We start from the raw sequence: 24,884 nt of genomic DNA on the forward strand, positions 1-24,884 counted from the left end.
TACGTCCCCCTTGTTTACCCGCTGTAAGAGTTATTCTACGTGTAATTTTTCGACAAATCTACATCTGTTCCTCCATTTGTATCCAAAATGAATACAAGGACATACAGTTTCTTCTTATTTCGACTGGATTCTTGCCTATTTTACAAAAAATTAAAAAAGACCAGCCGGAGGTCCGGCTGGTTAGCTTCAGCTGCCTTGCTCTGTCATTTTATCGAGGAATAGACCGGCTCCTTTTGCAGGCTGGTCAACAAACATGTGCGTGACGGCTCCGACGAACTTCCCGTCCTGGATGACAGGACTTCCGCTCATCCCCTGCAGGATGCCGCCGGTCTTTTCCAGCAGCCGTTCATCTGTCAGCGTGAATTTGAAAGCATCCGCTGACGAATCAGTCACATTGATCTTGAATGATTCCACTTTTGTCCCTTCAATGGTTGTCAAGATCTCGGCTGGACCGAGAGCGAGTTCGTCCGGCTGCATAACTTCCATTGGTTTCGTCAAGACTTCTTTATAAGAAGCGTTCCATTCACCGAAAATACCGACCACACTGTTGGTCACAATTGTGCCGAGTGTCTCATTCTGATCGAGGATGGAAGAGATCTTATATCCTGGATGTCCAGGCGAACTCTTTTTGATCTGTTCGATTTCGGACAGATAGATTGAACCAGTTTTGAAGTCCGGCGCACTGTTGAACGAACTGTCGATGATCTGATGACCGAGAGCGCCATATGTTTTCTCTGTGATATCCACATACGTAAGTGTCCCGGTCCCTTCCGTCGTGTCTTTCAGGAACGACAGCGACCGTTTGAAGGATAAGCCATCCGTTTCGAACACCTTTTCACGGCCGTCCCGCATGATGGACAGCTTTACCGTCCCATCGTCCTTGAGGGATGCTGCTGCATCCGTCAGAGATTCCAGGGAATTCACAGAAACACCATCAACAGCAGCGACCTGATCTCCCGCCTTCAAGAGTCCGTCCCCTTTGGATAATGGGATATCATTTGTAACGAAAACTCCCGACAGTGCCAGCTGGATACTGATCGAATTCCCCATCGGGATCAATGTTGCCGGCGCAGCGAGAACCGTTATGGACCCCGTGAACAGCATCACCATTGCCGCAGCGGATGCCATGATCGCTTTCAGCTGTCTATTCCATTCCATACGTCACCTCCTTCGTTTCGGGATTACAGTTAGAGTGTCCGTTCCGGTGTCGGTTATGAAAGGGTAAAACATGCAGAGGTGGAATCGAAAAAAAACGCCGGCAGCTCCGCTGCGGCGTCGGCTTCACATTCATAATTCGGATTTCCTTGCTTCCGCCAGCTGGAGCAGCTCGTCTGCATGCCGCAGTGTGAGCGGTGTCACTTCAGCTCCGGACAGCATCCGCGACAGTTCCCGTGTCCGTTCATCCTCCATCACATCGCGGATCGATGTCCGTGTCCGTTCGTCCGTCACCTCTTTTTGAATGAGGTAATGGTGATCCGCCATGGCGGCGACTTGCGGCAGATGGGAAATACATAAAACTTGGGAATTCCTGGCGACGGCAGCGATTTTTTCAGCAATCGCCTGTGCCACCCGGCCGCTCACCCCTGTGTCGACTTCATCGAAAATGATCGACGTGATCCCCTGGTGTTTCGAGAATATGGTCTTCAGCCCGAGCATGACACGCGACAGTTCACCGCCGGAGGCGACTTTCACCAGCGGCTTCATCGGTTCCCCGACATTTGTTGAAATATAGAAAGCGACGTCGTCAAATCCATTATAATCGAACGTCCCTGCCTCTTTCCGATCGATCCTCACCTGGAATACCGCCTTTTCCATGTGCAGCTGCCTCAGCTGCTCCATAATGGCTTCTTCCAGCATTTTGGCGGACTGATTCCGGATCTCGGACAGTTCGCCGGCTTCGATTTCCAGGTCAGCCCGGAGATGCTTGAGCTTTTCCTGTTCTTTTTCGATTCGGCCGTCCCGGTTCACCAGTTCGTCCAGCTTGTCCGCGATCTTGTCGCGGTACAGCAGGATATCTTCGATGGAGGAACCATATTTCCTCTTCAGCGATGTAATCAGTGCCAGCCGGTCTTCCACAGTTTCAAGGCGGTTCGGCTCGTACTCCATCTCGTCAATGATGACTTTGATATCATGAGCAATGTCCTGCAGAGAGTAGAAACTTTCCCCCGCCGTCTCTGCGAAGCCTGCGAGATCCTTATCGACGGAGGCGGCGTCTTCCAGATCGCTCATTGCATTGCCAAGTAGATCGAGTGCATGTGAATCCCCCTGCAGGGCATCATACGCACTAGTCAGGCGATCGAACAGCCGATGGAAATGCTGGAGTTTCAGCCGTTCGCTCTCCAGTGATTCCTCTTCCCCTGCCTGCAGGGAGGCTTCATCGATTTCCCGCAGCTGGAACGAGTACAGATCGATACGCTGTGCGATCTGCTGTTCGTTTTCCGAGGCAAGGCTCAGTTTCTTCCGTAATTTCACGTAATCCTCATATAGACCGCTGTAACTTTTCATGGACGATTTGAATGGCTGCCCGGCAAATGCATCCAGCAGGTGGATGTGCTGTTTCTGATGCATCAGTTCCTGGTTTTCATGCTGACCGTGGATGTCGATCAGCTGGGAGCCGATTTCACGCAGAATGGCGATGGTCACAAGCTTGCCGTTCACCCGGCAGGTCGTCTTCCCATTCAGGTTCAGCTCCCTGCGCAGGATGATCGTACCTTCTTCCGCTTCAATTCCGAACTCCTGCATCTTCCTGAATACGGGATGGTCCGCATCCGGAATGGAGAACATCGCTTCCAACTCCGCCTTCTTCGTCCCGTGCCGTATGAATTCAACCGAACCTCTCCCGCCTGCGACCAGCTGGACTGCATCGATGATGATCGATTTCCCGGCACCTGTTTCGCCCGTCAGTACTGTCAGTCCCTCTTCGAAGGACACATCCAGCGCTTCTATGATTGCAAAATTCTTGATCGAAAGTTCACTTAACAAGGGCTGCTCCCCCTTTCTTACAGCATTGCGAGCAGACGGTCCCTGACTATGCCCGCTGCATGTTCCGTCCGGCAGATGATCATGCACGTGTCATCGCCGCAAATAGTGCCGAGCATCTCCTGCCATTCCAGATGATCAATAAGGGAACCGACTGCATGGGCATTGCCCGGCAGTGTTTTCAATATGAGAAAATGACTCGCTCCGTCCATGCTGATGAACGCATCCGTCAGCATTCGATGGAGCTTGTCTTCAATGTTGAATTGAGGACTGGCCGGCAGACTGTACTTATATCGACCGTTCTGCATTGGCGTCTTGAACAGGTGGAGCTCCTTGATATCCCGGGAAACCGTCGCCTGGGTGACATCAGCCCCTGAATTCTTGAGCGCTTCCACCAGCTGGTCCTGCGTTTCAATCTCCTGTTCCAGTATGATTTCACGGATCCTGAGATGCCGCTGCCCTTTGTTCATATACTTCCCTCCAGTACCGGCTGCTTCATAGGGCGGAAAGCGAAAGCTGCATCCCCAGCCCAGCCGCCAGCTGTTCTGCAGATGCTGCTTCCGCTTTCCTGAAACGCCGCTCCTTCATACATTAACTGCTCAAGGCTGAATGCGCCTCCATTGACAGCCGTTTAAAATCTTCTTCCTCGTATCCGGTGGCGGGGTCTTCTTCTGAAACAAGGTGGTAGAGAAACTCGATATTCCCTTCACCGCCCGTCACCGGCGAATATGTCATGTTCCGCAGACCGAACCCATTTTCCGCCGCAAATGCCGCCACATCTTTCAGCACCTGTACATGGACACCGGAATCACGGACAATGCCCTTCTTCCCGACATTTTCCCTGCCTGCTTCAAACTGCGGTTTCACAAGCGCGATCACCTCACCGCCTGGAACGAGGATTTTCTTAAGAGGGGGAAGGATCAGCGCCAGTGATATGAATGAGACATCGATCGTCGCGAATCCCGGTAATCCCTGCGTGAACATATCGGGTGTGGCATAGCGGAAATTGCACTGTTCCATCACTGTCACCCGTTCGTCGGACCGGATTTTCCAGGCCAGCTGGTTTGTGCCTACATCCAGAGCATAACAGTGCACGGCACCGTTCTGTAGCGCACAATCCGTAAAGCCGCCGGTCGATGAACCGATATCCAGCATGATCTGTCCGGAAGGGGACGTATCGAACTCATTCAGAGCCTTTTCAAGTTTCAATCCGCCTCTGCTGACATATTTCAGCGTATTCCCCTTCACTTGCAGCGGAGAGGAGGACTTGATCTTTTCCCCAGGTTTGTCCATCCTTGTTTCATTCGAGAACACCAGGCCTGCCATGATGGCACGTTTCGCCTGTTCTCTCGTTTCGGCGAGACCGCGCTGGACGAGGAGTATGTCCACCCGTTCTTTCGGATCGGTGTTGGTCATCGCAGCTCCTTTTTGCGGTCGGCTGCGGCAATCGCATCTGCTGTCATATCCGCAAGCACTGCCGGTGTCATGCCGATTTCAGCGAGCAATGCATCGACGTCGCCGTGTTCAATGAATTGGTCGGGGATCCCCATCCTGTAAATCGGCGCAGACACTCCGCTGTCGTCAGCATATTCCAGGACAGCACTGCCGAATCCTCCTGCCAGGATCGCCTCTTCCACTGTGATGATCGGTTTCCCGGCGGCGAACAGCTCATCGAGCATCGCTGTATCGAGCGGCTTGATGAAGCGCGCATTGACGACGGCTGCATCGATTCCCCGTTCAGCGAGTATTTCACGCGCTTCGAACGCCATGGGAATTGTCGTGCCGAATGTCAGGATCGAGGCATCCGCACCTTCTGCGAGTATTTCCCACGAACCGATCGGCAGCACCTGCAGCTCCTCATCCATCGGGATGCCGAAGCCGTTGCCTCTCGGATATCTCATTGCAATCGGTCCGTCATCATAGGCAATTGCGGTATTGACCATGTGCTGGCCTTCGTTTTCATCTTTCGGCATCATGATCACCATATTCGGCACATGACGGAGGAATGCAATATCGAATACACCCTGATGGGTCTCCCCATCCGCTCCGACCAGTCCGGCACGGTCAATGCCGATGAATACATTCAGGTTCTGACGTGCGATATCATGGACGACCTGGTCATAGGCGCGCTGCAGGAAGGTGGAATAGATGGACAGGAACGGTTTCATACCTTGTGTCGCCATTCCGGCAGCCATCGTTGCTGCGTGCTGCTCTGCGATACCTACGTCATAGAAGCGATCCGGGAATTCAGCCGCGAACCCTTCCAGCTTCGAACCGACCGGCATGGCCGGTGTAATCGTCGCCACCCGTTTATCGGTACGGGCAATCCGGGCGACCGTAGCTGCCACAAGTCCGCTCCATGAAGGACCTTTCGCAGGGGATTTCACGAAGTCCCCTGTCTCGATCTTGTAAGGGCCCGTCCCATGCCAAGTGCCGATCTTATCGTTTTCCGCCGGATGGTAGCCTTTACCTTTTTTCGTAATGACGTGCAGCAGTACCGGGCCTTCCACTTTTTTGGCATAGAGGAGGTTCCGCTCCAGCTCATTGAAGTCGTGACCGTCGATCGGCCCGAGATACGTAAAACCGAGCTCTTCGAAGAACACACCCGAGACGACGAGATACTTCAGGCTGTCTTTCAGCCGTTCCACGATGGAAGCCATCTTGCCGCCGACAGCCGGTATTTTTTTGATCAGGTCCTCAATATCGTCCTTGACGCTGTTGTACTTCCCGGCAGTTCTCAGTTTTCCGAGAATGGAGTGCAATGCGCCGACGTTCGGTGCGATGGACATCTCATTATCGTTGAGGATGACGATCATATCCGTCTTTTCATGTCCGATATGGTTGAGCGCTTCAAGCGCCATCCCGCCGGTCAGTGCACCGTCACCGATAATAGGGATCACATGATTATGCCCGCCCTTGATATCCCGTGCTGCAGCCATGCCCATCGCAGCGGACAGGGAGGTCGAACTGTGTCCTGTCTCCCAGACGTCATGCTCGCTTTCCGCCCGTTTCGGGAACCCGCTCAATCCTTTGTATTTCCGGAGCGTGTCAAACTCGTCTGCACGGCCGGTCAGGATTTTGTGGACGTACGCTTGATGTCCGACATCCCAGATGAACTTGTCGTCAGGACTGTCGAAGAACTTGTGCAGGGCGATCGTCAATTCGACAACACCAAGGTTCGGTCCGATATGGCCGCCCGTGACGGAGCATTTATTGATGAGAAACTTCCGGATGTCCGCTGCCAGTTCCTTCATCTCTTCCGTATTCAAACTTTTAATATCCGATGGACTGCTGATCTTTGTAAGATCCATCTCTATCACACACCTTCATAAGTTAATCCCGCTGTCTTCGGCTAATTGTTCTTAGTATATCAACAACCGAGGGGACAGTACCATTTTGACGCCTTTCCTATGCCTGACGATCGATGATGTAATCAGCAATCCGGGCGGCGAGTGAATTGCTGCCGAGGCCGATTGCCTGCAGAGCATCGACCGCACGGCTGTGATGAAGCTTCAATTTCTCTTCGGCGCCTTCGAGGCCGAGAAGCGCCGGGTATGTGCTCTTCTCGCTCTCCATGTCTTTGTTTGCTGTTTTCCCGAGCTGTTCAGTGGATGCCGTCATATCCAGGATATCGTCTTTGATCTGGAAGGCGAGGCCGATATTGGATGAGAATACGCGCAGGTGTTCCAATGTCTCAGAAGAGGCCTGGGCGAGGAGTCCTCCGCACTCGACACAGCAGGACAAAAGCGCACCGGTCTTACGTGCATGGATGGTTTCAAGCTCCTCAAGCGACAGTTGCCTGCGCTCGCCTTCCATATCAAGGATCTGACCTCCGACCATTCCTTCGGCACCGGATGCTTTGGCCAGCGACTTGAGAAGGGCGACCACCGTCTCAATAGGTGTATGACGCAGCGAGGCGATCTCCTCAAAAGCAAGCGTTTGCAAAGCATCGCCGGCTAGGACAGCTGCGGCCTCCCCGAATACGATATGGTTCGTCGGATTGCCCCGTCGGAAATCATCATCATCCATGGAGGGCAGATCGTCATGAATCAGGGAATACGTATGGATCAATTCAATCGCTCCGGCAGTACGGACGGCGTCTTCAGACGTTTTTCCCAGATCTTCCAGAATTGCAAACAGAAGCAGCGGGCGGATACGCTTACCGCCTGCTTCGACCGAATAGGCCATCGCTTTGCGTAAAGTCTCCGGAATTTCCTTTCTTTCGAACAATTGCTCAAAATGGCTATGTAAAAGAGGAAGTTTTTCTTCCATGAACTGTTTCAGCTGTTCATTCACTTGCGTTCTCTCCTTCCGAAGGGTCGAACGGTGTGGCAGTGCCGTCCTTATCGACAATGGAAATGAGCTGTTTTTCCGCACTCTGCAGTTTCTGCTGGCAGAATGATGAAAGCTCCATCCCCTTCTTGTACAACGTGATGGAATCTTCCAGTGGCACGTCGCCTGTTTCGAGCTGCTGGACGATCTTTTCCAGCTGCAGCATCGCATCTTCGAATTTCATGGATTCGTTTTCCATTCAAGATTCCTCCTCAGTCAGTGTCACCGATATGATTTCCGCCTTGGCCTGTCCGTCCTGCAGCCTGACATCCACGATATCGCCGGTTTTCATGCCTGTTGCGCTTTTCACAAGGTCCTGCCCATTGTAGATGATCGTAAAGCCGCGTTCCATCACATGGAGCGGATTCAGCGCCTGCAGCATCCGGATGCCGGTCATGAACCGCTCCTGCCGGACTGCAGTCGAATGGGTGACGGCCCGGGTGAGCCTGCCTTCAGAGGCAAGCAGTTCTTTCAAACCATGTTGCACACGGACGAGCGGATTGACATATTGCAGGCGGGATACCGTCCTCCCGAGCTCCTGGTCTTTCCGCGACAGCAGGTCGTTCCGGCTGCGGGTCAGTCTTTCCTCCAGCAGCGCCTGTTTCTCGATGAACGGACGGTACAGGCGATCCGGATAGGCAAACGGATAGGAATCTTTCAGGCGGGTCAGCCTTTTCTGTTCAGTCTGCAGCCGGGAAGCGAGGAACCTGTAGATCACACGCTTCCTATCCAAAATGCGGCCTGCCAGTTCATCCTGCGCAGGAACCGCCATTTCGGCAGCCGCTGTCGGGGTCGGGGCACGCCGGTCCGCCACGAAATCCGCAATCGTCGTATCTGTTTCGTGCCCGACAGCACTGATCGTCGGGATTCTGCAGGAAAAGAGCGCACGTGCGACCGCTTCGTCGTTGAATGCCCATAAGTCCTCGATCGATCCGCCGCCCCGGCCGACGATCAGGACATCGAGATCCGTCCGCTGTCCTGCCTGGCCGATCGCCTCCACAATGGAGGGCACTGCCTGCTTTCCCTGCACAGCGGCCGGGAACAGGACGATTTCAGCCATCGGGAACCGCCGTCCGATGGTCGAACAGATATCACGGAATGCAGCACCGGACTTCGCGGTGATGACACCGACTTTCCGGGGGATCCAGGGAAGCGGCTGTTTCCAGCGCGGGTCGAACAGGCCTTCTTTCCCGAGCTGCTCCTTGAGCTGTTCAAAAGCGAGGAACAGAGCACCGACGCCGTCCGGTTCCATCGACTGGGCATACAGCTGATACTGACCGCTGCTTTCGTATACATTGATATCCCCGATAATAAGGACTTTCATGCCGCTCTCCGGCCGGAACTTCAAGTTGGCTGCATTGCCGCGGAACATGGCCGACTGGATTCTGCTTTTTTCGTCTTTCAGCGTGAAGTAGATGTGTCCGCTCGGATGGAGTTTGACATTCGACAGCTCGCCCTTAATATAGACATTCCGAAGGTGCCGGTCCGCATCGAATTTCCTCTTTATATACTTTGTCACCGCCTGCACGGTCAAATATGGATTGTTCGCCAAGCCGACTCCCTCCCCGCGTTTAAAAAGCTGTCTCTTTGGAAGAAACAGCAAAATCGTTCTCTATGTAACGGCTGATTCAGCCATTTGTGGAAATATAGTTGCTGCATGTTCGCTGCGCACTCTTCAGTGTGTTTTTCAGCAGCATCGTCACTGTCATCGGGCCGACCCCGCCGGGCACCGGTGTGATGGCGCCGGCTTTTTCTTTGACGCCCTCGAAATCCACATCGCCGCACCGTTTCCCGTTCTCATCCCGGTTCATGCCGACATCGATGACGACCGCGCCTTCTTTGATATGGTCGGCATCGATGAATTCCGCGCGGCCGATCGCCGCAATCAGGATATCCGCCTGCCGGGTGAATGATTTGAGGTCCCGGGTCTTCGAATGGCAATAGGTGACGGTCGCGTCTTCCTGGAGAAGAAGCTGTCCCATCGGCTTGCCGACAATATTGCTGCGCCCGAGGATGACCGCATGTTTGCCTGCGATGTCCACACCTGTCTGTTTCAGAAGTTCCAAGATGCCTGCCGGCGTGCATGACAGGAAGGAATCCTGGCCGATGATCATCTTGCCGACATTTTCAGGATGGAAGCCGTCGACGTCCTTCTTAGGGGAAATCGCCTGGATGACAGCACTTTCGTCTATATGAGGCGGCAGCGGCAGCTGCACAAGGATGCCATGTATGGTTGGATCGGCATTGAGCCGGTCCACCGTATTCAGGAGTGCCTGCTGGCTGACGTCGACAGGCAGTTCAATCAGCTCGGATTTCATACCTGCCTCGATGCTCGATTTCTGTTTGTTCCGTACGTAGGTTCTGGATGCCTGATCGTCTCCGACCAGCACCACTGCAAGGCCCGGCCTGCAGCCGCGCTCGATCAGACGTTCCGTATCCGCCTTGATCTCTTTTCTGATCTTTTCACCAATCGCTTTACCGTCAATGATTACACCCATCGGACGCAACACTTCCTTCTTCAATTAAAACTTCGACAGGACTCCGTTCACGAACCGTCCTGATTTTTCATCGCCGAACGTCTTGCAGAGCTCGATCGCTTCGTTAACAGCGACTTTGTGCGGCACATCATCGTTGTAGAGCAGCTCAAATGCTGCCAGACGGAGCACTGTCCGTTCAATTTTAGGCAGACGCGCGAGTGACCAATTCTCCAATTTCGAAATGAGGACTTCATCAATTTCTTCCTGATGCTCTTTCGTGCCCTTTACGAGGGTTTCGTAAAACGGGTCAACCGGCCCTTCGATTATATAGCCGATCGCTTCTTCAGCCGGCAAGTCCATTCCATCCAGCTGGAAAAGTGTCTGGACCGCTTTTTCTCTCGCTTCTCTTCGTTTCATACGTATGGTCTCCTTCGTCGCTGTATCGATTAGGCTTTATCATAGCACATCTGCTGCATGAAGATACAGTAAGAAACGGCAAAAGCACCATCCGCGGATGATGCTCTTGCCGAAATATGTGTCATTGGTTTTGTTCTGACCGGATGCCGGTTACATGTATGTTCACTTCTCCCGCTTCGATCGAAGTCATGTGGAATACGGCTTCCCGTATTTTTTTCTGCACGTCTGCAGCCACTTGGGGGATGAACTGTCCCTCTTCCGCGATGCAATACACGTCGATGATCAGCCGGCCGTCCGCCCAATCCGTCTTGACGCCCTTCCCGTGCATGACTTTACCGAATTTCTCAGCAACCCCTGTTGCGAAATTCCCTGAGGTCATTACGATGCCCTCTACTTCGGAAGTGGCAATTCCGATGATGACTTCCAGTACTTCAGGTGCAAGTTCAATTTTGCCGAGATTCTCTCCCGCTGAGTTGTTCGCTTTGAAAAAGGCAGTTTGTTTTTCTGACATACGAGCCGCCTCCTTTTCAGTCGGATTTCATAACGTCATATTTTTCCAGGAATTTCGTGTCGAAATCTCCTGACTGGAATACTTCGTGATCCATCAATTTGTAATGGAAAGGTATCGTCGTCTTCACGCCTTCCACGACAAACTCATCCAATGCCCGCTTCATGCGTGCGACGGCTTCTTCCCGTGTATCCGCATGGACAATCAATTTCGCGACCATTGAATCATAGAACGGCGGGATTTTATAACCGGGATAGACCGCTGAATCGACGCGCACACCAAATCCGCCGGGTGCCAGATACATATCGACCAATCCCGGGGACGGCATGAAGTTCTTCTCAGGGTTTTCCGCATTGATACGGCATTCCATCGCCCAGCCGTTGATTTTGATATCCTTCTGCTTGAACGCCAGTTCCTCGCCCGCAGCCACTTTCAGCTGCTGTTTGATGAGGTCGATGCCTGTGATCATTTCCGTGACCGGGTGCTCCACTTGGATACGGGTATTCATCTCCATGAAATAGAACTTCTTGTTGATGTGGTCGAAGATGAATTCAACCGTGCCGGCACCGCGGTACTTCACGGCTTCCGCAGCCTTCACTGCCGCTTCGCCCATCTCTTTGCGCAGAGCAGGTGTCAATGCAGGGGACGGTGCTTCCTCGACCAGCTTCTGCATCCGCCGCTGGATGGAACAGTCACGTTCGCCAAGATAGACCGTATGGCCATGCTTGTCCGCGAGAACCTGGATCTCGACGTGGCGGAACACTTCGATGAATTTCTCAAGATAGACACCCGGATTGCCGAACGCGGCAGCCGCTTCTTTCTGCGTCATCTTGATGCCCTTCTTCAGTTCTTCAGGATCCCGTGCGACCCGGATCCCTTTGCCGCCGCCTCCAGCGGTCGCTTTGATGATGACCGGGAAGCCGATCTCTTCCGCTACGGAAAGCGCTTCCTCTTCATCGGCCACCAGACCGTCCGAACCCGGAACAATCGGAACGCCTGCCTGCCGCATCGTTTCACGGGCAGCGTCTTTCGCTCCCATCTTCGCAATTGATTCGGATGAAGGACCGATGAATTCGATATTCACCTCTTCACACATTTCTGCAAAACTCGCATTCTCCGCAAGGAATCCATACCCCGGATGGATGCCGTCGCAGCCGGTCATTTTTGCGACGCTGATAATATTGGAAAAATTTAAGTAGCTGTCTTTTGACAGTTTCGGTCCGATGCAGAAAGCCTCATCGGCAATTTTGACATGCAGCGCATCACGGTCTGCTTCAGAGTACACAGCTACCGTCTGGATATCCATTTCCTTGCATGCCCGTATGATGCGGACCGCTATCTCCCCACGATTGGCGATCAGAACTTTTTTCATCTTCCGTTCCCCCTATCAGTTTTCTTTGACCAGGAACAGCGGCTGGCCGTATTCGACAAGCTGTCCATCCTGCACAAGGATTTCAACGATCTCCCCGGAAACTTCCGCTTCGATTTCGTTGAATAGTTTCATCGCTTCCACGATGCAGACGACATCTTCCTTGCCGACCTTCTTGCCGACCTGCACATAAGCTTCCGCTTCCGGTGAAGAAGACTTATAGAATGTGCCGACCATCGGAGAGACGATGCTCTTGAGAGACGGATCGGCCGCTTTCTCCTCAGCGGGTGCCGGTTTCTGTTCTTGTTGGGCAGAAGCCGGTTCTTTCGGAGTTTCCTGGACAGCCGGTTCCGGCTGGCGGGCTGCCTGGATGCCTGAAGTGGAATCCTGCACATCCGGAACTTGCTGCACCGGTTTGGCCTGTACGGGCGCCTGGACAGCTTCCTGTGCTGCACTTTTGACAATTTTAAGCTTTGTGCCTTCGGCTTCATACGTAAACTTGTCGATCGAAGATTGGTCGATCAGCTTGATGATTTCACGGATTTCCTGGATCTTTAGCATGAATGATTCTCCTGACTCCATATGGTTTTCTTGAACACCCTCATTCTCTATAGTAGACGTTTTTAACGGAATTTGAAATAGTTAACCTTTATTTGCGAGGGAAAACAAAGGAAAATAGAAAAAAAGACCCGTTATCGGGCCTTCAGCAGCTTACTTGTCACCTGTGAATTCAACCTGAACGCGCTGTGCGCCGTCCCAGCTCGCCATGACATACTGTGTGATCTCGGCTGCCAGTTTCGCTGAATGCCCTTCCGTCGACAGGACAGTCACGTTCACTTCCCCGTCTTCCGCCTTCACGAAGGCTTCCGGATACCCGAGTGCTTTGATCTGCAGCTCCAGAAGGGCTTCCGCCGATTCACGCTTTGTCAATGCTTCCATTTCATTGAACGCTTCGTTCTTCTCTTCAGCAGTATAGTCGGGGGAAGTCATTTTAGCGTTGAGTTGTTCCTGCATCTTGCTGCGCTCGTCCCGGACGACCATCCGCATCTCTTCGAATACATATGAATTCGCGAAAACCGGTGTCTTTTTATCGCCGTCCGCCTTTTTCGAACCGTCAGCGGTCTCTTTCATATCATCGGAAAAAATCTGGATACCATCAAATGATATAGGCGCCTTCTCTTTAATGTAGTAGATCGAAATAACTGCCACCAAGCTCATCAGTGTTAAAAACCAGACTGTGCGTTTATTGGTTCTCATCAGTGTTCCCCCTTTTTTTCATTTCCACGATTACGATCCGATGTTCGGGAATCTGCAGGACAGCTGACAGCAGCCGTGTCAGTTCTGATTTCACTCCCGGATTCCCTGCCCCTTCCGCCACGACCAGTACGCCGGTTGACGCGGTGTCTGCTGCGGAAGGCTGCTTGTTGAAGTAATCAGCGAGCGGCGAGCGTTCCTCTTTCAGTTCGGAAGGATGGAAATAGATAGCAACCTGTCCGACTCCCTCCATTTGGTTCAGCGCGTGTTCAAGTCCAGATGTTTCCGTCGTCCCCTCCTTCTTTTCCTCCTGTGTGCTGCTTTTCCAGGGAGGATTCAATAAGATGACCGCTAGAATCGTGATAGCTGCAAAGATGAGCACTTGGGCTTTCATACTCGGTTTTTCCATAGCATCACCATTCCGTTTTGTCTTCGAGATGAGGCCTGTTCATCTATGTTGCAATGTATGCGCGGTTTCGGCGAACTATAACCTGAACAGTGAAAAGAGGTTGGCGAGCAGCCAGATGCCGGCTGCCAGTCTGGCAAGCTGCGAAAATTCCCCCTGCCTCTCCTCAGGCAGCAGCAACAGCAGTAAACCGGACAATATGGAGATGAGCAGTACACCGGTCAAAAAGATGCCATCTGCGGGTCACTCCCTTTCAGCCCCCCATCAGTTTCAGGAAGACGATGAAAAATAGAATGGTGTAGACGAACGCGAAGATCAGCAGGAACGTCAGGCTGCTCAGCACGAAAAGCGATCGGCCGATATCGTCCAGCACATCCGAGTACACCTCAGGCGCGAATGGTTCGATAATGGCAGCGCTCCATCTATAAAGGAATGCGATGAGCAGCGTCTGAAATACCGGCATAGCTGCGAGTCCCCAGAGTGTTGCCAGCAGCCAGCCGCCGGCCATGGTCCCGGCGCCCGATGAATAGCGTCCCAAGGCGCCTAAGCTGTCCGTAACAAATGAGCCTACAAACGGAATGTTCTTGCTGATAAGTTCTTTGATCGGCTCGCTCGCACTCTCAGAAAGTCCGAACGTCACCGCTCCCCCGGCTGTTATGAAGATCGAATAGGCTGCCACAATGGCGGACACGATGGAGAGCAGTGTGGTTCTGAGCATGTCCGATAGTTTTGCATAGGAAATACGCGGATTCAGATGGGTGATGATATCGAAGAGCAGAGCTGCTGTCATCAGAGGCAGCAGCAGCCTGTCTGCAAAGAAGACGGCCCCTTGCGCAAACAACAGCAGGGCAGGCTGGAAGCTGATCAGGCTCAGTACATTCCCGGAGATGGCCATGCCGGCTGTCAAAACCGGATAGCTTGCAACGAACAGGGCGGACACTGACTTCATCATCGTCTGGATGAGCAGTACTTGTTCGAATGCCGGCCGAAGAACCACCAGCAGAATGATGATGAAAAGCAGCTGTTTCGTCCATTCACTGTAGGATGGGAACAGATAGTTCAGAAGAGCTGCGAAGAGCGCGATGAGCAGGACAACCGCAAAACTTGACAGCAGGCTTCCGAGTATCGAGTGGATGAATTGGAGCAGGGCGATCATCCCCTTCGGTCAGGGCGTAATTAGCTGTGTCAGCTGCTGGATCAGACGGGCCAGGTGAGGAAGCCACAGCGACAGGATGGAGATTTTCACGGCGAGCTGTGCCAGTGTGGCCAGTGATCCATATCCCGACTCTTCCAGAAGGCTGGAGAGGGCGTGCTCCAGAAAGAACAGCAGGGCGCTGCCGATCAGCAGCGGGCCGAAGGGATCCGGGATCATCTGGAACGTCCGGTTCAAAGTCTTCAGGAATGGTAGCAGGACGGTCATCGTCACATACCCGAGCAAGAATACGAACAATGCACTGTACAGCATCGGATGCAGCTGCGGAACCGCATAGCGGAGTGCCAATAGCAGCAGGAACACGGTGAAAAGCTGGAAGAGCAGTATCATTACATTGCCAGTGAGAGCCATTGGAGAAATTCGGAAATCTCTGTGAAGAAGATTTTAAGGAACCGGATCATCTCAACAGCGATGTACAAATAGGCGATGAAGAACAGGAAAAAGGAGAATTCCTTCTTTCCGGTCTGTTCAAAGAATATATGCAGGCAGCCGATCACCAGTCCGATGCCGGCGATTCGCAGCAGATCATTCAATTCCATCCGGCAGTCCTCCTCTGTTCCACTATACGCAGCCGCTTTCCTGAATATGAAAAACGCACAGCCGTCCGAGATGGACAGCTGTGCGCCGGATTTTTCATATGCTGAGCGGAATTACGCCCGGGAGACGTATTCGCCTTCTTCTGTATTGATGATCAGTTTGTCACCGATATTAACGAAGAATGGAACTTGGACAGTAAGACCGGTTTCCATCTTGGCAGGTTTCGAGCCGCCGCTCGCAGTGTCGCCTTTGATGCCCGGTTCTGTTTCTGCAACTTCCAGAATGACTGTGGAAGGAAGTTCAACACCAAGCACTTCTTCCTTGTACTGGATGACATGCACTTCCATGTTCTCTTTCAAGTAGTTCAATTCATCCTTGATCTGCTTTGCAGGGAGTTCGATCTGTTCAAAACTCTCGTTATCCATGAAAACATGATCGTCCCCGTTTGCGTACAAGTACTGCATCCGACGGTTGTCGATCTGTGCCTTTTCCACCTTTTCGCCAGCCCGGAACGTCTTCTCGTTCACGTTTCCGGAACGGAGATTACGCAGTTTCGAACGGACGAATGCCGCTCCTTTTCCCGGTTTGACGTGCTGGAAATCGATAACGCGCCAGATGTCGCCGTCCACTTCGATTGTAAGGCCTGTTTTGAAGTCGTTCACTGAAATCATGTTGTTTCCTCCAATTGCTGTTATAAAATTTGCAGTTCTTTGGTAGAGTGCGTCAGCCGCTCGCAGCCGTTTTCCGTGATGACGAGGTCATCTTCGATACGGACGCCGCCGATACCCGGCAGGTAGATGCCCGGTTCCGCAGTCACCGTCATATTCGGCTCGAGCACCATGTCGGACCGAGAAGATAACCCCGGTGCTTCGTGCACTTCCAGACCGATGCCGTGGCCTGTCGAATGGCCGAACGCATCACCGTACCCTTTTTCAGTAATGTAATCCCGGGCAATCGCATCCGCTTCCCTCCCAGTCATTCCTGGTTTGAAGCCTTCCACTGCCAATTTTTGAGCAGCTAGTGTAATCTCATAGATTTCCCGCATTTGTTCTGTTGGTTCGCCAACTGCGACAGTACGCGTAATGTCAGAGATGTACCCATTATACAACGCACCGTAATCCATTGTCACGAGTTCTCCGGATTGAATTTTTTTGTCGCTTGCCACACCATGCGGAAGCGCACCGCGGACGCCGGATGCGACAATCGTATCGAACGAAGACGAAGCGGCCCCCTGCTTGCGCATGAAAAATTCAAGTTCATTTGCCACTTCGAGTTCCGTCATACCCGGTTTGATGTATCCGCAAATATGCGTGAACGCATCATCCGCAATCTTGGCTGCCTGGCGCAGGATTTCGAGTTCTTCCGGCGTCTTGACGATCCTCAGCTTTTCAACCAGACCTGCAGTCGGCACAAGTTCCGCGTCGACATTCGATTTGTACAGCTCGTACATACCATACGTCAAATCTTCTTTCTCGAAACCGAGTCTGCTGATTTTCATCGCTTTAACCTGTTCGGCCACTTCCTCGATGATCGTCTTCTCATGCTGGACGATCCGGAAATCTTTCACTTGCTCCGCAGCCTGCTCCATGTAGCGGAAATCGGTGATGAATACCGCATCGTTTTCCGATACGACGGCAATGCCGGCCGTCCCGGTGAAGTTTGTCATATAGCGGCGGTTGTAACCGCTCGTGATCAGCAGTGCATCTAATTCTCTCTCTTTCAGGACATCGCGCAGTTTTGCAAGTTTCACTTGTCATCATTCCTTTCCAGTTTGCGAATCAGTGCGAGGGCCGCCAGCTCATAGCCAAGCGTGCCGAGACCTGTGATCTGGCCCATGCATACAGGTGCCAGCATGGACTGATGCCGGAATGGTTCCCGGGTATGTACATTCGATATATGGACTTCCACGACAGGAATCCCGACGCCCGCAATGGCGTCACGCAGCGCGATGCTCGTATGCGTGTACGCACCCGGATTGAATACAATGCCGGAAACCGCTTCATCGGCAGCCTGGTGAATACGGTCGATCAGCGCACCTTCGTGGTTCGACTGGAAACAGAGACATCCGATATCATGGCTGTCACACAGTTCACGGAATCGGCGTTCCACATCCGTAAGTGTGTCATGACCATAGATATCGGGTTCCCGTTTGCCCAGCCGGTTCAAATTCGGTCCATTCAGCAACAGCAGCTTCACAATCCATCAGCCCCTCGTCTTTTTCTTCCTCATTTTATCACAACATTTTGACGAGGCCACCTATTTCGCTTTCCGATCCACTTCAGTCCGCATGAAGACCGCCGTACCGGAGACGAACCGCATGATAATCGCTGCAATGGCCAGCAGAGGAATTGAAATGGTGCGGACAGCTTCTTTTGCACCCGAAGGCGGGGAGATCACCCATTCCGCGGTACAAACGACGGCCAGCGCGGCTATGATCGAAAGGACGGACGGGGGCAGCGAGGCGGCCGCTGTAAAGATCAGATAGACGAGAATATAGAAGATCAGGAGAACGGCGAAAAGTGCAAACCATTTCACAAACCATGGGCGGCCCGCTAACAAAACGAGCGACTCCGTCCATCCGGTCGGCGACCAGCCGACGAAATGGAAAATGTGCAGGAATTTCAGGAACAGTGCACTAAACAGTGCAGCAACGGCTGAAGTCCAGAATAATGATTGTATATGGATGATGGTTCCCTCCTTTCTTCAAGTGTCGCCGAATTGAGAACTTTTAAACGGGAATGCTGGAGGGAAACCGCTTTTTCCTGTACAATGGAACAATCAGCATGAACAAATAGACTTACTATAGAAAGTGGGCTTTGTATGGAAGAAAACCGACAAACTCCTGCATACGGCGGGCAGGCGCTGATCGAAGGCGTCATGTTCGGGGGGAAACAGCATACTGTCACTGCGATCCGCAGAAAAGACGGATCCATCGACTATTTCCACGCGTTGAAAGAGACGAGCCCCGTCCGCCAAAAATTGAAGAAAATCCCGTTTGTCCGCGGAATCATTGCGCTGATTGAATCCGCAGGGCTCGGTTCGAAGCATTTGACGTTTGCAAGCGACAGGTATGACGTCATGCCCGGTGAAGAAGAGGAGACTACCGAAGAAGAATCGTCCAAACTGGCAATGGTGCTGGGAGTTGCCGCGGTAGGTGTATTATCCTTCCTGTTCGGCAAATTCGTATTCACACTGTTCCCTGTATTCCTGGCAGGCTTGTTCCATTCGATCTTGCCCGGCAAGACGGTTCAGATCCTGCTGGAGACCTTCTTTAAACTGGCTCTTCTGCTCAGCTATGTGTCGCTCATCTCCATGACACCGCTCATTAAACGTGTGTTCAAGTATCATGGAGCGGAACACAAAGTGATCAACTGCTACGAGAGCGGTCTGCCGATGACTGTCGAGAATGTCCAACGGCAGTCACGTCTGCATTACCGGTGCGGCAGCAGTTTCCTGCTGTTCACGGTCATTGTCGGAATGTTCATCTACTTCCTTGTGCCGACAGATCCGTTCTGGCTCAGGATTGTCAACAGGATCCTTCTCATCCCTGTCGTACTTGGTGTGTCGTTCGAAGTTCTGCAGCTTACAAATGCTGTACGGAATGTGCCTGTCCTCCGGTATCTCGGATATCCAGGTCTGTGGCTGCAGCTGCTGACAACGAAAGAGCCGGACGACGACCAGGTGGAAGTCGCAATCGCTTCCTTCAATAAGCTGCTGGAAGTGGAAGTCCACGGCGAAGCCGTTTTGACAGATCCGTCACCATTATCGCCGGAAGCGGAAATGAGTACAGTGAACCTATAGCAAAAAAGGCATTCCCGGGTGTGCATGGCACATCCGGGAATGCCTTTTATTTTTTGTACGTCCATTCAGGATTGGCGTACTTTGTCCGCTCAATCTCCTTCACTGTCCGAAGCTGCTCCTCATTCAGCGCGAACGGGACGAGCTCGATGTCAAGCGCTGTTTCGAACCCAGACGCAAAGGCCCGGGAGCAGTCGGCCGCACTGATCGGCCGGTCGGTGAGCCGGTCGATTGCCACCGCCTTCTCGGGGAGACCGCGGCGGACTTTCTCCCTCGCTTCGTCCGAATCGAACTTGAACAGGGAGACGAGCTTGTCCTCATCCAGGCTCAGCAGGATGGCGCCGTGCTGGAGGATGACACCTTTTTGCCTCGTCTGCGCACTGCCCGCCACTTTCTTCCCTTCGACCACAAGCTCATACCAGCTCGGCGCATCGAAGCAGACACCGCTCTTCGGCCGTTTCAGCTGTTCCGTCAGCTGCTCACCCGGCACGGAAAATGAGGCATCGAGCCCTAAATTGCGGAACCCTTCCAGCAATCCTCCTGAAATGACCCGGTAGGCTTCCGTCACCGTTTCCGGCATTTCCGGATAATCCTCTGTAACGATGACACTGTATGTAAGTTCGTGTTCATGCAGCACGCCGCGGCCGCCGGTCGGTCTTCTGACAAAGCCTAGCCCGTGCGCTTGAACGGCTTCCAGATCGATATCCTTTTCGACACGCTGGAAATAGCCGATGGACAGCGTCGCCGGATCCCATTCATAGAATCGCAGAACCGGGCCGATCTCCCCGCGGCTGTGCCACTCGAGGAGTGCCTCGTCCAGTGCCATATTATAGGCAGGCGCACATTTGCCCGACTCGATGAAATGCCATTTCGTCTTCCCCACTCAATCACATCCCTTTCATTCGGACTCAATTTTAGCATTGCGATTGAACAAGTGCCACTTAATCTTTATAATGAAAGGGAGATAGAAAGGGGAAAAATGCTGTGAACGCTAATTTCTACGTTTTGGGAGCTTTGATTGTTATATTGATCGCTTACTTTGCAATTACAGCCCTGCGGCTGCGCAAGGCAGTTACGAACTTATCCCAGGAGCAGTTCATCGAAGGCTACCGGAAAGCGCAGCTGATCGATGTACGGGAACCGAAAGATTTCGATGCCGGTCATATCTTAGGCGCGCGGAACCTGCCGTATACGCAGCTCCGCCAGCGTTATAAGGAAATCCGTCCGGATAAGCCCGTCTACCTGTATGATCAGAATGGCGGCAGAAGCGCCCGGACCGCCCTCTTCCTGAAAAAGAAAGGGTACTCCCAGCTGTACCACCTGCAAGGCGGATTCCGCACGTGGTCGGGGAAAGTGAAAAGTAAGAAATAATGGAAAGGACCGGAGCAGTCAGCTCCGGCCTTTTTTCTTATGCTTTCACAAGTTCGCTCTCCGTCTCCGGTGTATACCTGAGCACGGGCTTCCGTGCGGCTTTCGTTTCGTCAAGACGGTTGATGACCGTTGTATGAGGCGCTTCCTGTACGATTTCAGGATTCTCCTCGACTTCCTTCGCGATCTGGATCATGGCGTCGATGAATGAATCGAGTGTCTCTTTCGATTCCGTTTCAGTCGGCTCGATCATCATTCCTTCCTCGACATTGAGCGGGAAGTAGACAGTCGGCGGGTGGAAGCCGAAATCGAGCAGCCGTTTCGCCATATCCAGTGTCCGGACGCCGAGTTTTTTCTGACGCCGGCCCGACAGGACGAATTCATGCTTGCAGTGCTGCGGGTACGGAAGATCGAAATACGGCTCAAGTCTGCGCATCATGTAGTTCGCATTCAGCACCGCATTTTCCGTTACGGCTTTCAGTCCGTCCGGCCCCATCGAGCGGATGTACGTATAGGCGCGCAAGTAGATACCGAAGTTGCCATAGAACGGCTTCACACGGCCGATCGACTGCGGCCGATCGTAATTGAAGGTGAAGACGCCGTCATGCTTCTCAAGCACAGGCTTTGGCAGGAACGATGCGAGCTCCTCCGTCACACCGACCGGACCGGATCCCGGGCCTCCGCCGCCGTGAGGGCCTGTGAACGTCTTATGCAGATTCAAGTGGACTGCATCAAATCCCATATCCCCCGGACGTGCTTTGGACATGATGGCATTCAGATTGGCACCGTCATAATACAGTTTACCGCCGGCACCATGGACGATTTCCGCCATTTCGAGGATATTCTCCTCGAACAATCCGAGTGTATTCGGATTCGTCAGCATGAGTGCTGCTGTCTGTTCGTCCACTTTCGAGCGGAGATCTTCGATATCGACGAGACCTTTTTCATCGGACAGGACCGTGACGGTATCAAAGCCTGCGACTGTCGCGGATGCCGGATTCGTCCCGTGCGCGGAATCCGGAACGAGAACTTTCGTCCGCTTGTGGTCACCGTTCGCTTCATGGAACGCACGGATCATCATCAGTGCTGTCCATTCCCCGTGGGCGCCTGCAGCCGGCTGAAGGGTCACTTCGGCCATCCCTGTGATTTCGGACAGATGCTCCTGCAGATCATAGGCGACTTCCATCGCCCCCTGGACAGTGGATTCAGCCTGGAGCGGATGGATGTTCGCAAATCCGGACATGCGTGCGACGGCTTCGTTGATTTTCGGATTATATTTCATTGTACAGGAACCGAGCGGATAGAATCCGGTATCCACCCCGTGGTTCCGGTTGGACAGCGCTGTATAGTGGCGCATGATATCCAGTTCGGATACTTCCGGCAGCGCCGGTGCTTCCTTGCGCAGCAGCGACTCCGGAAGCAGTGTGTCCAGGTCGACTTCAGGCACATCAAGTTCAGTCAGGCTGTAGCCGACACGGCCGGCTTTTGAGACTTCAAATATGAGCGGCTGGTTTTCGTTATGCATGGACGGCCTCCATTTCCTGCACAAGTGCATCGATTTCTTCTTTAGTCCTCTGTTCCGTAACGGCGATCAACGCGTGATTCTCCATGCCTTCGTACGTCCGGCTCAACTCGTAGCCGCCGATGATCCCCTGATCAAGCAGCTGCTCATTGAGTTCGGCAACCGGGCGGCCACAGTCGACCACGAGCTCGTTGAAGTGCCGGTCCCCGCCAAGGACGGTGAAACCGGCCCGCTCGAATGCCTGCTTGGCGTAATGCGTCTTTGCATAGTTCTGATAGGCAATTTCACGGATTCCCTGTCTGCCGAGCGCTGTCATCGCCACTGAAGCCGCCAGGGCATTCAGCGCCTGGTTGGAGCAGATATTGGAAGTCGCTTTGTCACGGCGGATGTGCTGTTCCCTTGCCTGCAGAGTCAGGACATAGCCGCGGCGGCCTTCGTCATCTGTCGTTTCGCCGACAAGACGGCCGGGCACTTTCCGCATCAGTTTCTTCGTTACGGCGAAGTAGCCGCAATGCGGTCCGCCGAACTGTTCAGGGATCCCGAATGGCTGGGCATCCCCGACCGTAATATCCGCACCGAGTGCTCCGGGCGGTGTCAGGATGCCGAGTGCAAGCGGATTTGCAGAAACGACGGAGAGGGCGCCTGCTTCATGCGCCATCTTACCGATCGCCTGGATGTCTTCCACCTGGCCGAAGAAGTTCGGATACTGGACAAGCACAGCCGCTGTTTCGTCAGAAAGCAATTCCTGCAGGACATCCGTATCTGTGACGCCGTCTCTGTGCGGCACAGTGACCACTTCGATCTGCTGTCCGTCCGCATACGAACGGACAACATCACGGGCTTCCGGATGGACTGTCTCGGAAACGATGAGCTTTTTGCGTTTCGTATGGCCTGCAGCCATCGTACCCGCTTCGGCAAGTGCAGTGCCGCCGTCATACATGGATGAGTTGGCGAGGTCCATGCCCGTCAGCTCGCAGATCATCGTCTGGAACTCGAAGATGGCCTGCAGCTCCCCTTGCGAGATTTCCGGCTGGTATGGTGTATACGCTGTATAGAATTCCGAACGGGAGATCACATGGTCGACGATCACCGGCTTGTAATGATCATAGACACCTGCACCGAGGAAAGATGCATAATTCCGGGAGTCCGCATTTTTCGCTGCCAGCCGGGACAGTTCCTTTAGAAGTGCGGATTCTGATTTCGCTTCCTTGATCTTCAGTTTTTCCGTGTAGCGGATCTTCTCGGGTATATCTGCAAACAATTCGTCAACGGAAGTGATGCCGATCGTTTCTAACATCTCTTTCTGATCCGACTCAGTCATCGGTATATAGCGGTGCTGCATGTGCAAATCCCTTCTTTCCTGTTTGTTGGGTATCGGATAGGCGTCATCGTTACGGGCGCTTGTAGAACGGAGTCCCGATGATTCTCGCTTTCAGGCGTTTGTTCCGGACTTCGATTTCCAGTTCGGTTCCTTCGGCGGATGACTCCCTGCCGACCAATGCAAAGCCGATATTCTTTTTCAATGTAGGCGATTGGGTTCCTGTCGTGACTTCACCGACCGGCTGCCCGTCAGCAAATACCGGGTAGCCGGTGCGGGGGATTCCTTTGTCGATCATTTCCAATCCGACCAACTTCCTTGGCACCCCTGCCTCTTTCTGCCTGGCGAGCGCCTCTTTTCCGATGAAATCAGGTTCTTTCCCGACTTTGACAGCAAAGCCGATACCGGCTTCAAGAGGGGAAATATCTTTGGACAGCTCCTGCCCATACAGCGGCAGTCCCGCCTCGAAGCGGAGCGTATCGCGCGCACCGAGACCGGCCGGGACCAAGCCGTCCTCTTTGCCTTCCTGCAGGATCTTCTCCCAAAGGTTCACGGCACTTTCCGGTGTGCAGTAGATTTCAAAACCATCTTCACCGGTATAGCCCGTCCGGGAAATCATGACGGTCTCCCCCGCCAGGGAGACATCATCCTTGAAACGGAAGAACCGGATGTCCGCAAGCGGTTCATCGGTCAGCCGCTGCAGGATTGCCTCCGCTTTAGGTCCCTGGAGGGCAAGCAGCGCCCAGCGGTCGGATTGGTCATCGATCTCGACATCCTGTGCAGCATGCTGTTCCAGCCACTTGACATCCTTCTCGATATTCGAGGCATTGACAACGAGCAGATAGTCTTCGTCGCTGCGCTTATAGATCAGAAGATCGTCGATCGTGCCGCCGTCTTCATAGCACATCGCCGTATACTGTGCCTGCCCGTCCTTCAGTTTCGACACATCGTTGGTTGCGATCGACTGCAGGAACGCCAGCGCCCCTGCGCCGCGAACAGCGACTTCACCCATGTGCGAGACATCGAACAATCCGGCAGCCGTTCGGACAGCTTCATGTTCGGCCTTGATGCCCGTGAATTGGACCGGCAGCTCCCAGCCTCCGAAATCGATCGTCTTTCCATTATGTGATGCGTAGCTCTCAAAAAGCGGTGTTCGTTTCAAAGATTCAGACAACACATTCTCCCCCATTCGTCTAAAAAAAGAAAGAGGCCCCTTTTGTGATAAAAGAGAGCCCCTGTCCGTCCAGCTGAATTCATGCAGCCCAGTTCAGGAATGCGTCCAGTACAGGTCTTTTTGCCTGAGAGATTCATGACTCGGTCACTTGCTCCTTCGGCGGCGCATCCTGCGCTCTCTCCCCATACATTCATCCGCACTATTTAATTTAC

At 53.2% G+C, this 24,884-nt stretch carries 29 protein-coding genes and 1 riboswitch; of the genes, 2 read left to right on the forward strand and 27 right to left on the reverse strand.

The window, feature by feature from the left end:
* Positions 1-186: 186 nt before the first annotated feature.
* From QWT68_RS05435 to QWT68_RS05545, 23 genes are all read right to left on the reverse strand, one after another.
* A complete protein-coding gene (locus tag QWT68_RS05435; protein WP_290150069.1) occupies positions 187-1,158 on the reverse strand; it encodes a SpoIVB peptidase S55 domain-containing protein in 972 nt (323 codons plus the stop codon).
* Positions 1,159-1,287: 129 nt separating this feature from the next.
* The gene (gene recN, locus QWT68_RS05440) at positions 1,288-2,982 is read right to left on the reverse strand and encodes a DNA repair protein RecN (RefSeq protein ID WP_040286578.1); all 1,695 of its coding nucleotides are present in this window, start codon (positions 2,980-2,982) and stop codon (positions 1,288-1,290) included.
* 17 nt (positions 2,983-2,999) lie between these two features.
* On the reverse strand, positions 3,000-3,449 hold the full coding sequence (gene ahrC / locus QWT68_RS05445; RefSeq protein ID WP_040286579.1) for a transcriptional regulator AhrC/ArgR: 450 nt from the start codon (positions 3,447-3,449) through the stop codon (positions 3,000-3,002).
* A gap of 121 nt (positions 3,450-3,570) precedes the next feature.
* Positions 3,571-4,395: a TlyA family RNA methyltransferase gene (locus QWT68_RS05450; protein ID WP_040286580.1), complete on the reverse strand. Its 825-nt coding sequence runs from the start codon at positions 4,393-4,395 to the stop codon at positions 3,571-3,573.
* Positions 4,392-6,290: a 1-deoxy-D-xylulose-5-phosphate synthase gene (gene dxs, locus QWT68_RS05455; protein WP_290150073.1), complete on the reverse strand. Its 1,899-nt coding sequence runs from the start codon at positions 6,288-6,290 to the stop codon at positions 4,392-4,394. The genes QWT68_RS05450 and dxs overlap by 4 nt, the downstream gene beginning before the upstream one ends.
* A gap of 97 nt (positions 6,291-6,387) precedes the next feature.
* Complete coding sequence (locus tag QWT68_RS05460) at positions 6,388-7,275, reverse strand: polyprenyl synthetase family protein (protein WP_098060127.1); 888 nt, start codon at positions 7,273-7,275, stop codon at positions 6,388-6,390.
* Positions 7,268-7,510 (reverse strand): exodeoxyribonuclease VII small subunit, encoded by a 243-nt coding sequence (locus QWT68_RS05465; protein ID WP_290150077.1) that lies wholly within the window; start codon positions 7,508-7,510, stop codon positions 7,268-7,270. The genes QWT68_RS05460 and QWT68_RS05465 overlap by 8 nt, the downstream gene beginning before the upstream one ends.
* Entirely contained in the window at positions 7,511-8,863 is a 1,353-nt protein-coding gene (gene xseA / locus QWT68_RS05470) for an exodeoxyribonuclease VII large subunit (RefSeq protein ID WP_290150078.1), read from the reverse strand.
* Between the two features lie 76 nt (positions 8,864-8,939).
* Positions 8,940-9,809, reverse strand: a complete 870-nt coding sequence (folD, locus tag QWT68_RS05475; RefSeq protein WP_290150080.1) for a bifunctional methylenetetrahydrofolate dehydrogenase/methenyltetrahydrofolate cyclohydrolase FolD — start codon at positions 9,807-9,809, stop codon at positions 8,940-8,942.
* Positions 9,810-9,833: 24 nt separating this feature from the next.
* The gene (gene nusB, locus QWT68_RS05480) at positions 9,834-10,205 is read right to left on the reverse strand and encodes a transcription antitermination factor NusB (RefSeq protein ID WP_040286585.1); all 372 of its coding nucleotides are present in this window, start codon (positions 10,203-10,205) and stop codon (positions 9,834-9,836) included.
* A gap of 121 nt (positions 10,206-10,326) precedes the next feature.
* Complete coding sequence (locus tag QWT68_RS05485) at positions 10,327-10,716, reverse strand: Asp23/Gls24 family envelope stress response protein (RefSeq protein WP_040286586.1); 390 nt, start codon at positions 10,714-10,716, stop codon at positions 10,327-10,329.
* Positions 10,717-10,732: 16 nt separating this feature from the next.
* Positions 10,733-12,085, reverse strand: coding sequence for an acetyl-CoA carboxylase biotin carboxylase subunit (gene accC / locus QWT68_RS05490; RefSeq protein WP_290150084.1), 1,353 nt, complete (start codon positions 12,083-12,085; stop codon positions 10,733-10,735).
* Positions 12,086-12,100: 15 nt separating this feature from the next.
* Positions 12,101-12,643 carry an acetyl-CoA carboxylase biotin carboxyl carrier protein gene (gene accB / locus QWT68_RS05495; RefSeq protein ID WP_040286588.1) on the reverse strand — a complete coding sequence of 181 codons (543 nt, stop codon included), beginning with the start codon at positions 12,641-12,643 and terminating at the stop codon, positions 12,101-12,103.
* A gap of 150 nt (positions 12,644-12,793) precedes the next feature.
* Positions 12,794-13,339, reverse strand: coding sequence for a SpoIIIAH-like family protein (locus tag QWT68_RS05500; protein WP_040286589.1), 546 nt, complete (start codon positions 13,337-13,339; stop codon positions 12,794-12,796).
* Entirely contained in the window at positions 13,326-13,745 is a 420-nt protein-coding gene (locus tag QWT68_RS05505) for a hypothetical protein (protein ID WP_040286590.1), read from the reverse strand. Before QWT68_RS05505 ends, QWT68_RS05500 begins: the two co-directional genes overlap by 14 nt.
* Positions 13,746-13,820: 75 nt before the next feature.
* A complete protein-coding gene (locus tag QWT68_RS05510; protein ID WP_179860768.1) occupies positions 13,821-13,967 on the reverse strand; it encodes a hypothetical protein in 147 nt (48 codons plus the stop codon).
* 28 nt (positions 13,968-13,995) lie between these two features.
* On the reverse strand, positions 13,996-14,898 hold the full coding sequence (locus tag QWT68_RS05515; protein ID WP_052461775.1) for a stage III sporulation protein AE: 903 nt from the start codon (positions 14,896-14,898) through the stop codon (positions 13,996-13,998).
* A gap of 9 nt (positions 14,899-14,907) precedes the next feature.
* Entirely contained in the window at positions 14,908-15,285 is a 378-nt protein-coding gene (locus tag QWT68_RS05520; protein WP_040286591.1) for a SpoIIIAC/SpoIIIAD family protein, read from the reverse strand.
* Entirely contained in the window at positions 15,285-15,494 is a 210-nt protein-coding gene (locus QWT68_RS05525; protein WP_040286592.1) for a SpoIIIAC/SpoIIIAD family protein, read from the reverse strand. Before QWT68_RS05525 ends, QWT68_RS05520 begins: the two co-directional genes overlap by 1 nt.
* A gap of 111 nt (positions 15,495-15,605) precedes the next feature.
* Positions 15,606-16,163, reverse strand: coding sequence for an elongation factor P (gene efp / locus QWT68_RS05530; protein ID WP_040286593.1), 558 nt, complete (start codon positions 16,161-16,163; stop codon positions 15,606-15,608).
* A gap of 20 nt (positions 16,164-16,183) precedes the next feature.
* Positions 16,184-17,242, reverse strand: a complete 1,059-nt coding sequence (locus tag QWT68_RS05535; RefSeq protein WP_040286594.1) for a M24 family metallopeptidase — start codon at positions 17,240-17,242, stop codon at positions 16,184-16,186.
* A complete protein-coding gene (gene aroQ / locus QWT68_RS05540; protein ID WP_040286595.1) occupies positions 17,239-17,688 on the reverse strand; it encodes a type II 3-dehydroquinate dehydratase in 450 nt (149 codons plus the stop codon). Before aroQ ends, QWT68_RS05535 begins: the two co-directional genes overlap by 4 nt.
* A gap of 60 nt (positions 17,689-17,748) precedes the next feature.
* On the reverse strand, positions 17,749-18,027 hold the full coding sequence (locus QWT68_RS05545; RefSeq protein WP_040286596.1) for a hypothetical protein: 279 nt from the start codon (positions 18,025-18,027) through the stop codon (positions 17,749-17,751).
* Positions 18,028-18,312: 285 nt separating this feature from the next.
* Here QWT68_RS05545 and QWT68_RS05550 point away from each other — a divergent pair, with 285 nt between their 5' ends.
* On the forward strand, positions 18,313-19,293 hold the full coding sequence (locus tag QWT68_RS05550) for a DUF1385 domain-containing protein (RefSeq protein WP_290150093.1): 981 nt from the start codon (positions 18,313-18,315) through the stop codon (positions 19,291-19,293).
* A gap of 46 nt (positions 19,294-19,339) precedes the next feature.
* Here QWT68_RS05550 and QWT68_RS05555 read toward each other — a convergent pair whose 3' ends face one another.
* Entirely contained in the window at positions 19,340-20,173 is an 834-nt protein-coding gene (locus QWT68_RS05555) for a lipoate--protein ligase family protein (protein ID WP_040286597.1), read from the reverse strand.
* Positions 20,174-20,295: 122 nt separating this feature from the next.
* Between QWT68_RS05555 and QWT68_RS05560 the strand changes: the two genes are divergently transcribed.
* On the forward strand, positions 20,296-20,661 hold the full coding sequence (locus QWT68_RS05560) for a rhodanese-like domain-containing protein (RefSeq protein ID WP_425313930.1): 366 nt from the start codon (positions 20,296-20,298) through the stop codon (positions 20,659-20,661).
* A gap of 37 nt (positions 20,662-20,698) precedes the next feature.
* On the opposite strand, the gene gcvPB is transcribed toward QWT68_RS05560, so the two are convergent.
* The 3 genes from gcvPB to gcvT are packed head-to-tail and all read right to left on the reverse strand — an operon-like array spanning position 20,699 to position 24,687.
* Positions 20,699-22,183 (reverse strand): aminomethyl-transferring glycine dehydrogenase subunit GcvPB, encoded by a 1,485-nt coding sequence (gene gcvPB / locus QWT68_RS05565; protein WP_040286599.1) that lies wholly within the window; start codon positions 22,181-22,183, stop codon positions 20,699-20,701.
* Positions 22,176-23,522, reverse strand: a complete 1,347-nt coding sequence (gene gcvPA, locus QWT68_RS05570) for an aminomethyl-transferring glycine dehydrogenase subunit GcvPA (RefSeq protein ID WP_040286600.1) — start codon at positions 23,520-23,522, stop codon at positions 22,176-22,178. The genes gcvPB and gcvPA overlap by 8 nt, the downstream gene beginning before the upstream one ends.
* A gap of 49 nt (positions 23,523-23,571) precedes the next feature.
* Positions 23,572-24,687, reverse strand: a complete 1,116-nt coding sequence (gcvT, locus tag QWT68_RS05575; RefSeq protein ID WP_040286601.1) for a glycine cleavage system aminomethyltransferase GcvT — start codon at positions 24,685-24,687, stop codon at positions 23,572-23,574.
* Positions 24,688-24,774: 87 nt separating this feature from the next.
* A riboswitch (glycine riboswitch) is annotated at positions 24,775-24,866 on the reverse strand.
* Positions 24,867-24,884 lie beyond the last annotated feature (18 nt).

It is taken from the genome of Sporosarcina trichiuri, from assembly GCF_030406775.1.
Classification (GTDB): domain Bacteria; phylum Bacillota; class Bacilli; order Bacillales_A; family Planococcaceae; genus Sporosarcina; species Sporosarcina trichiuri.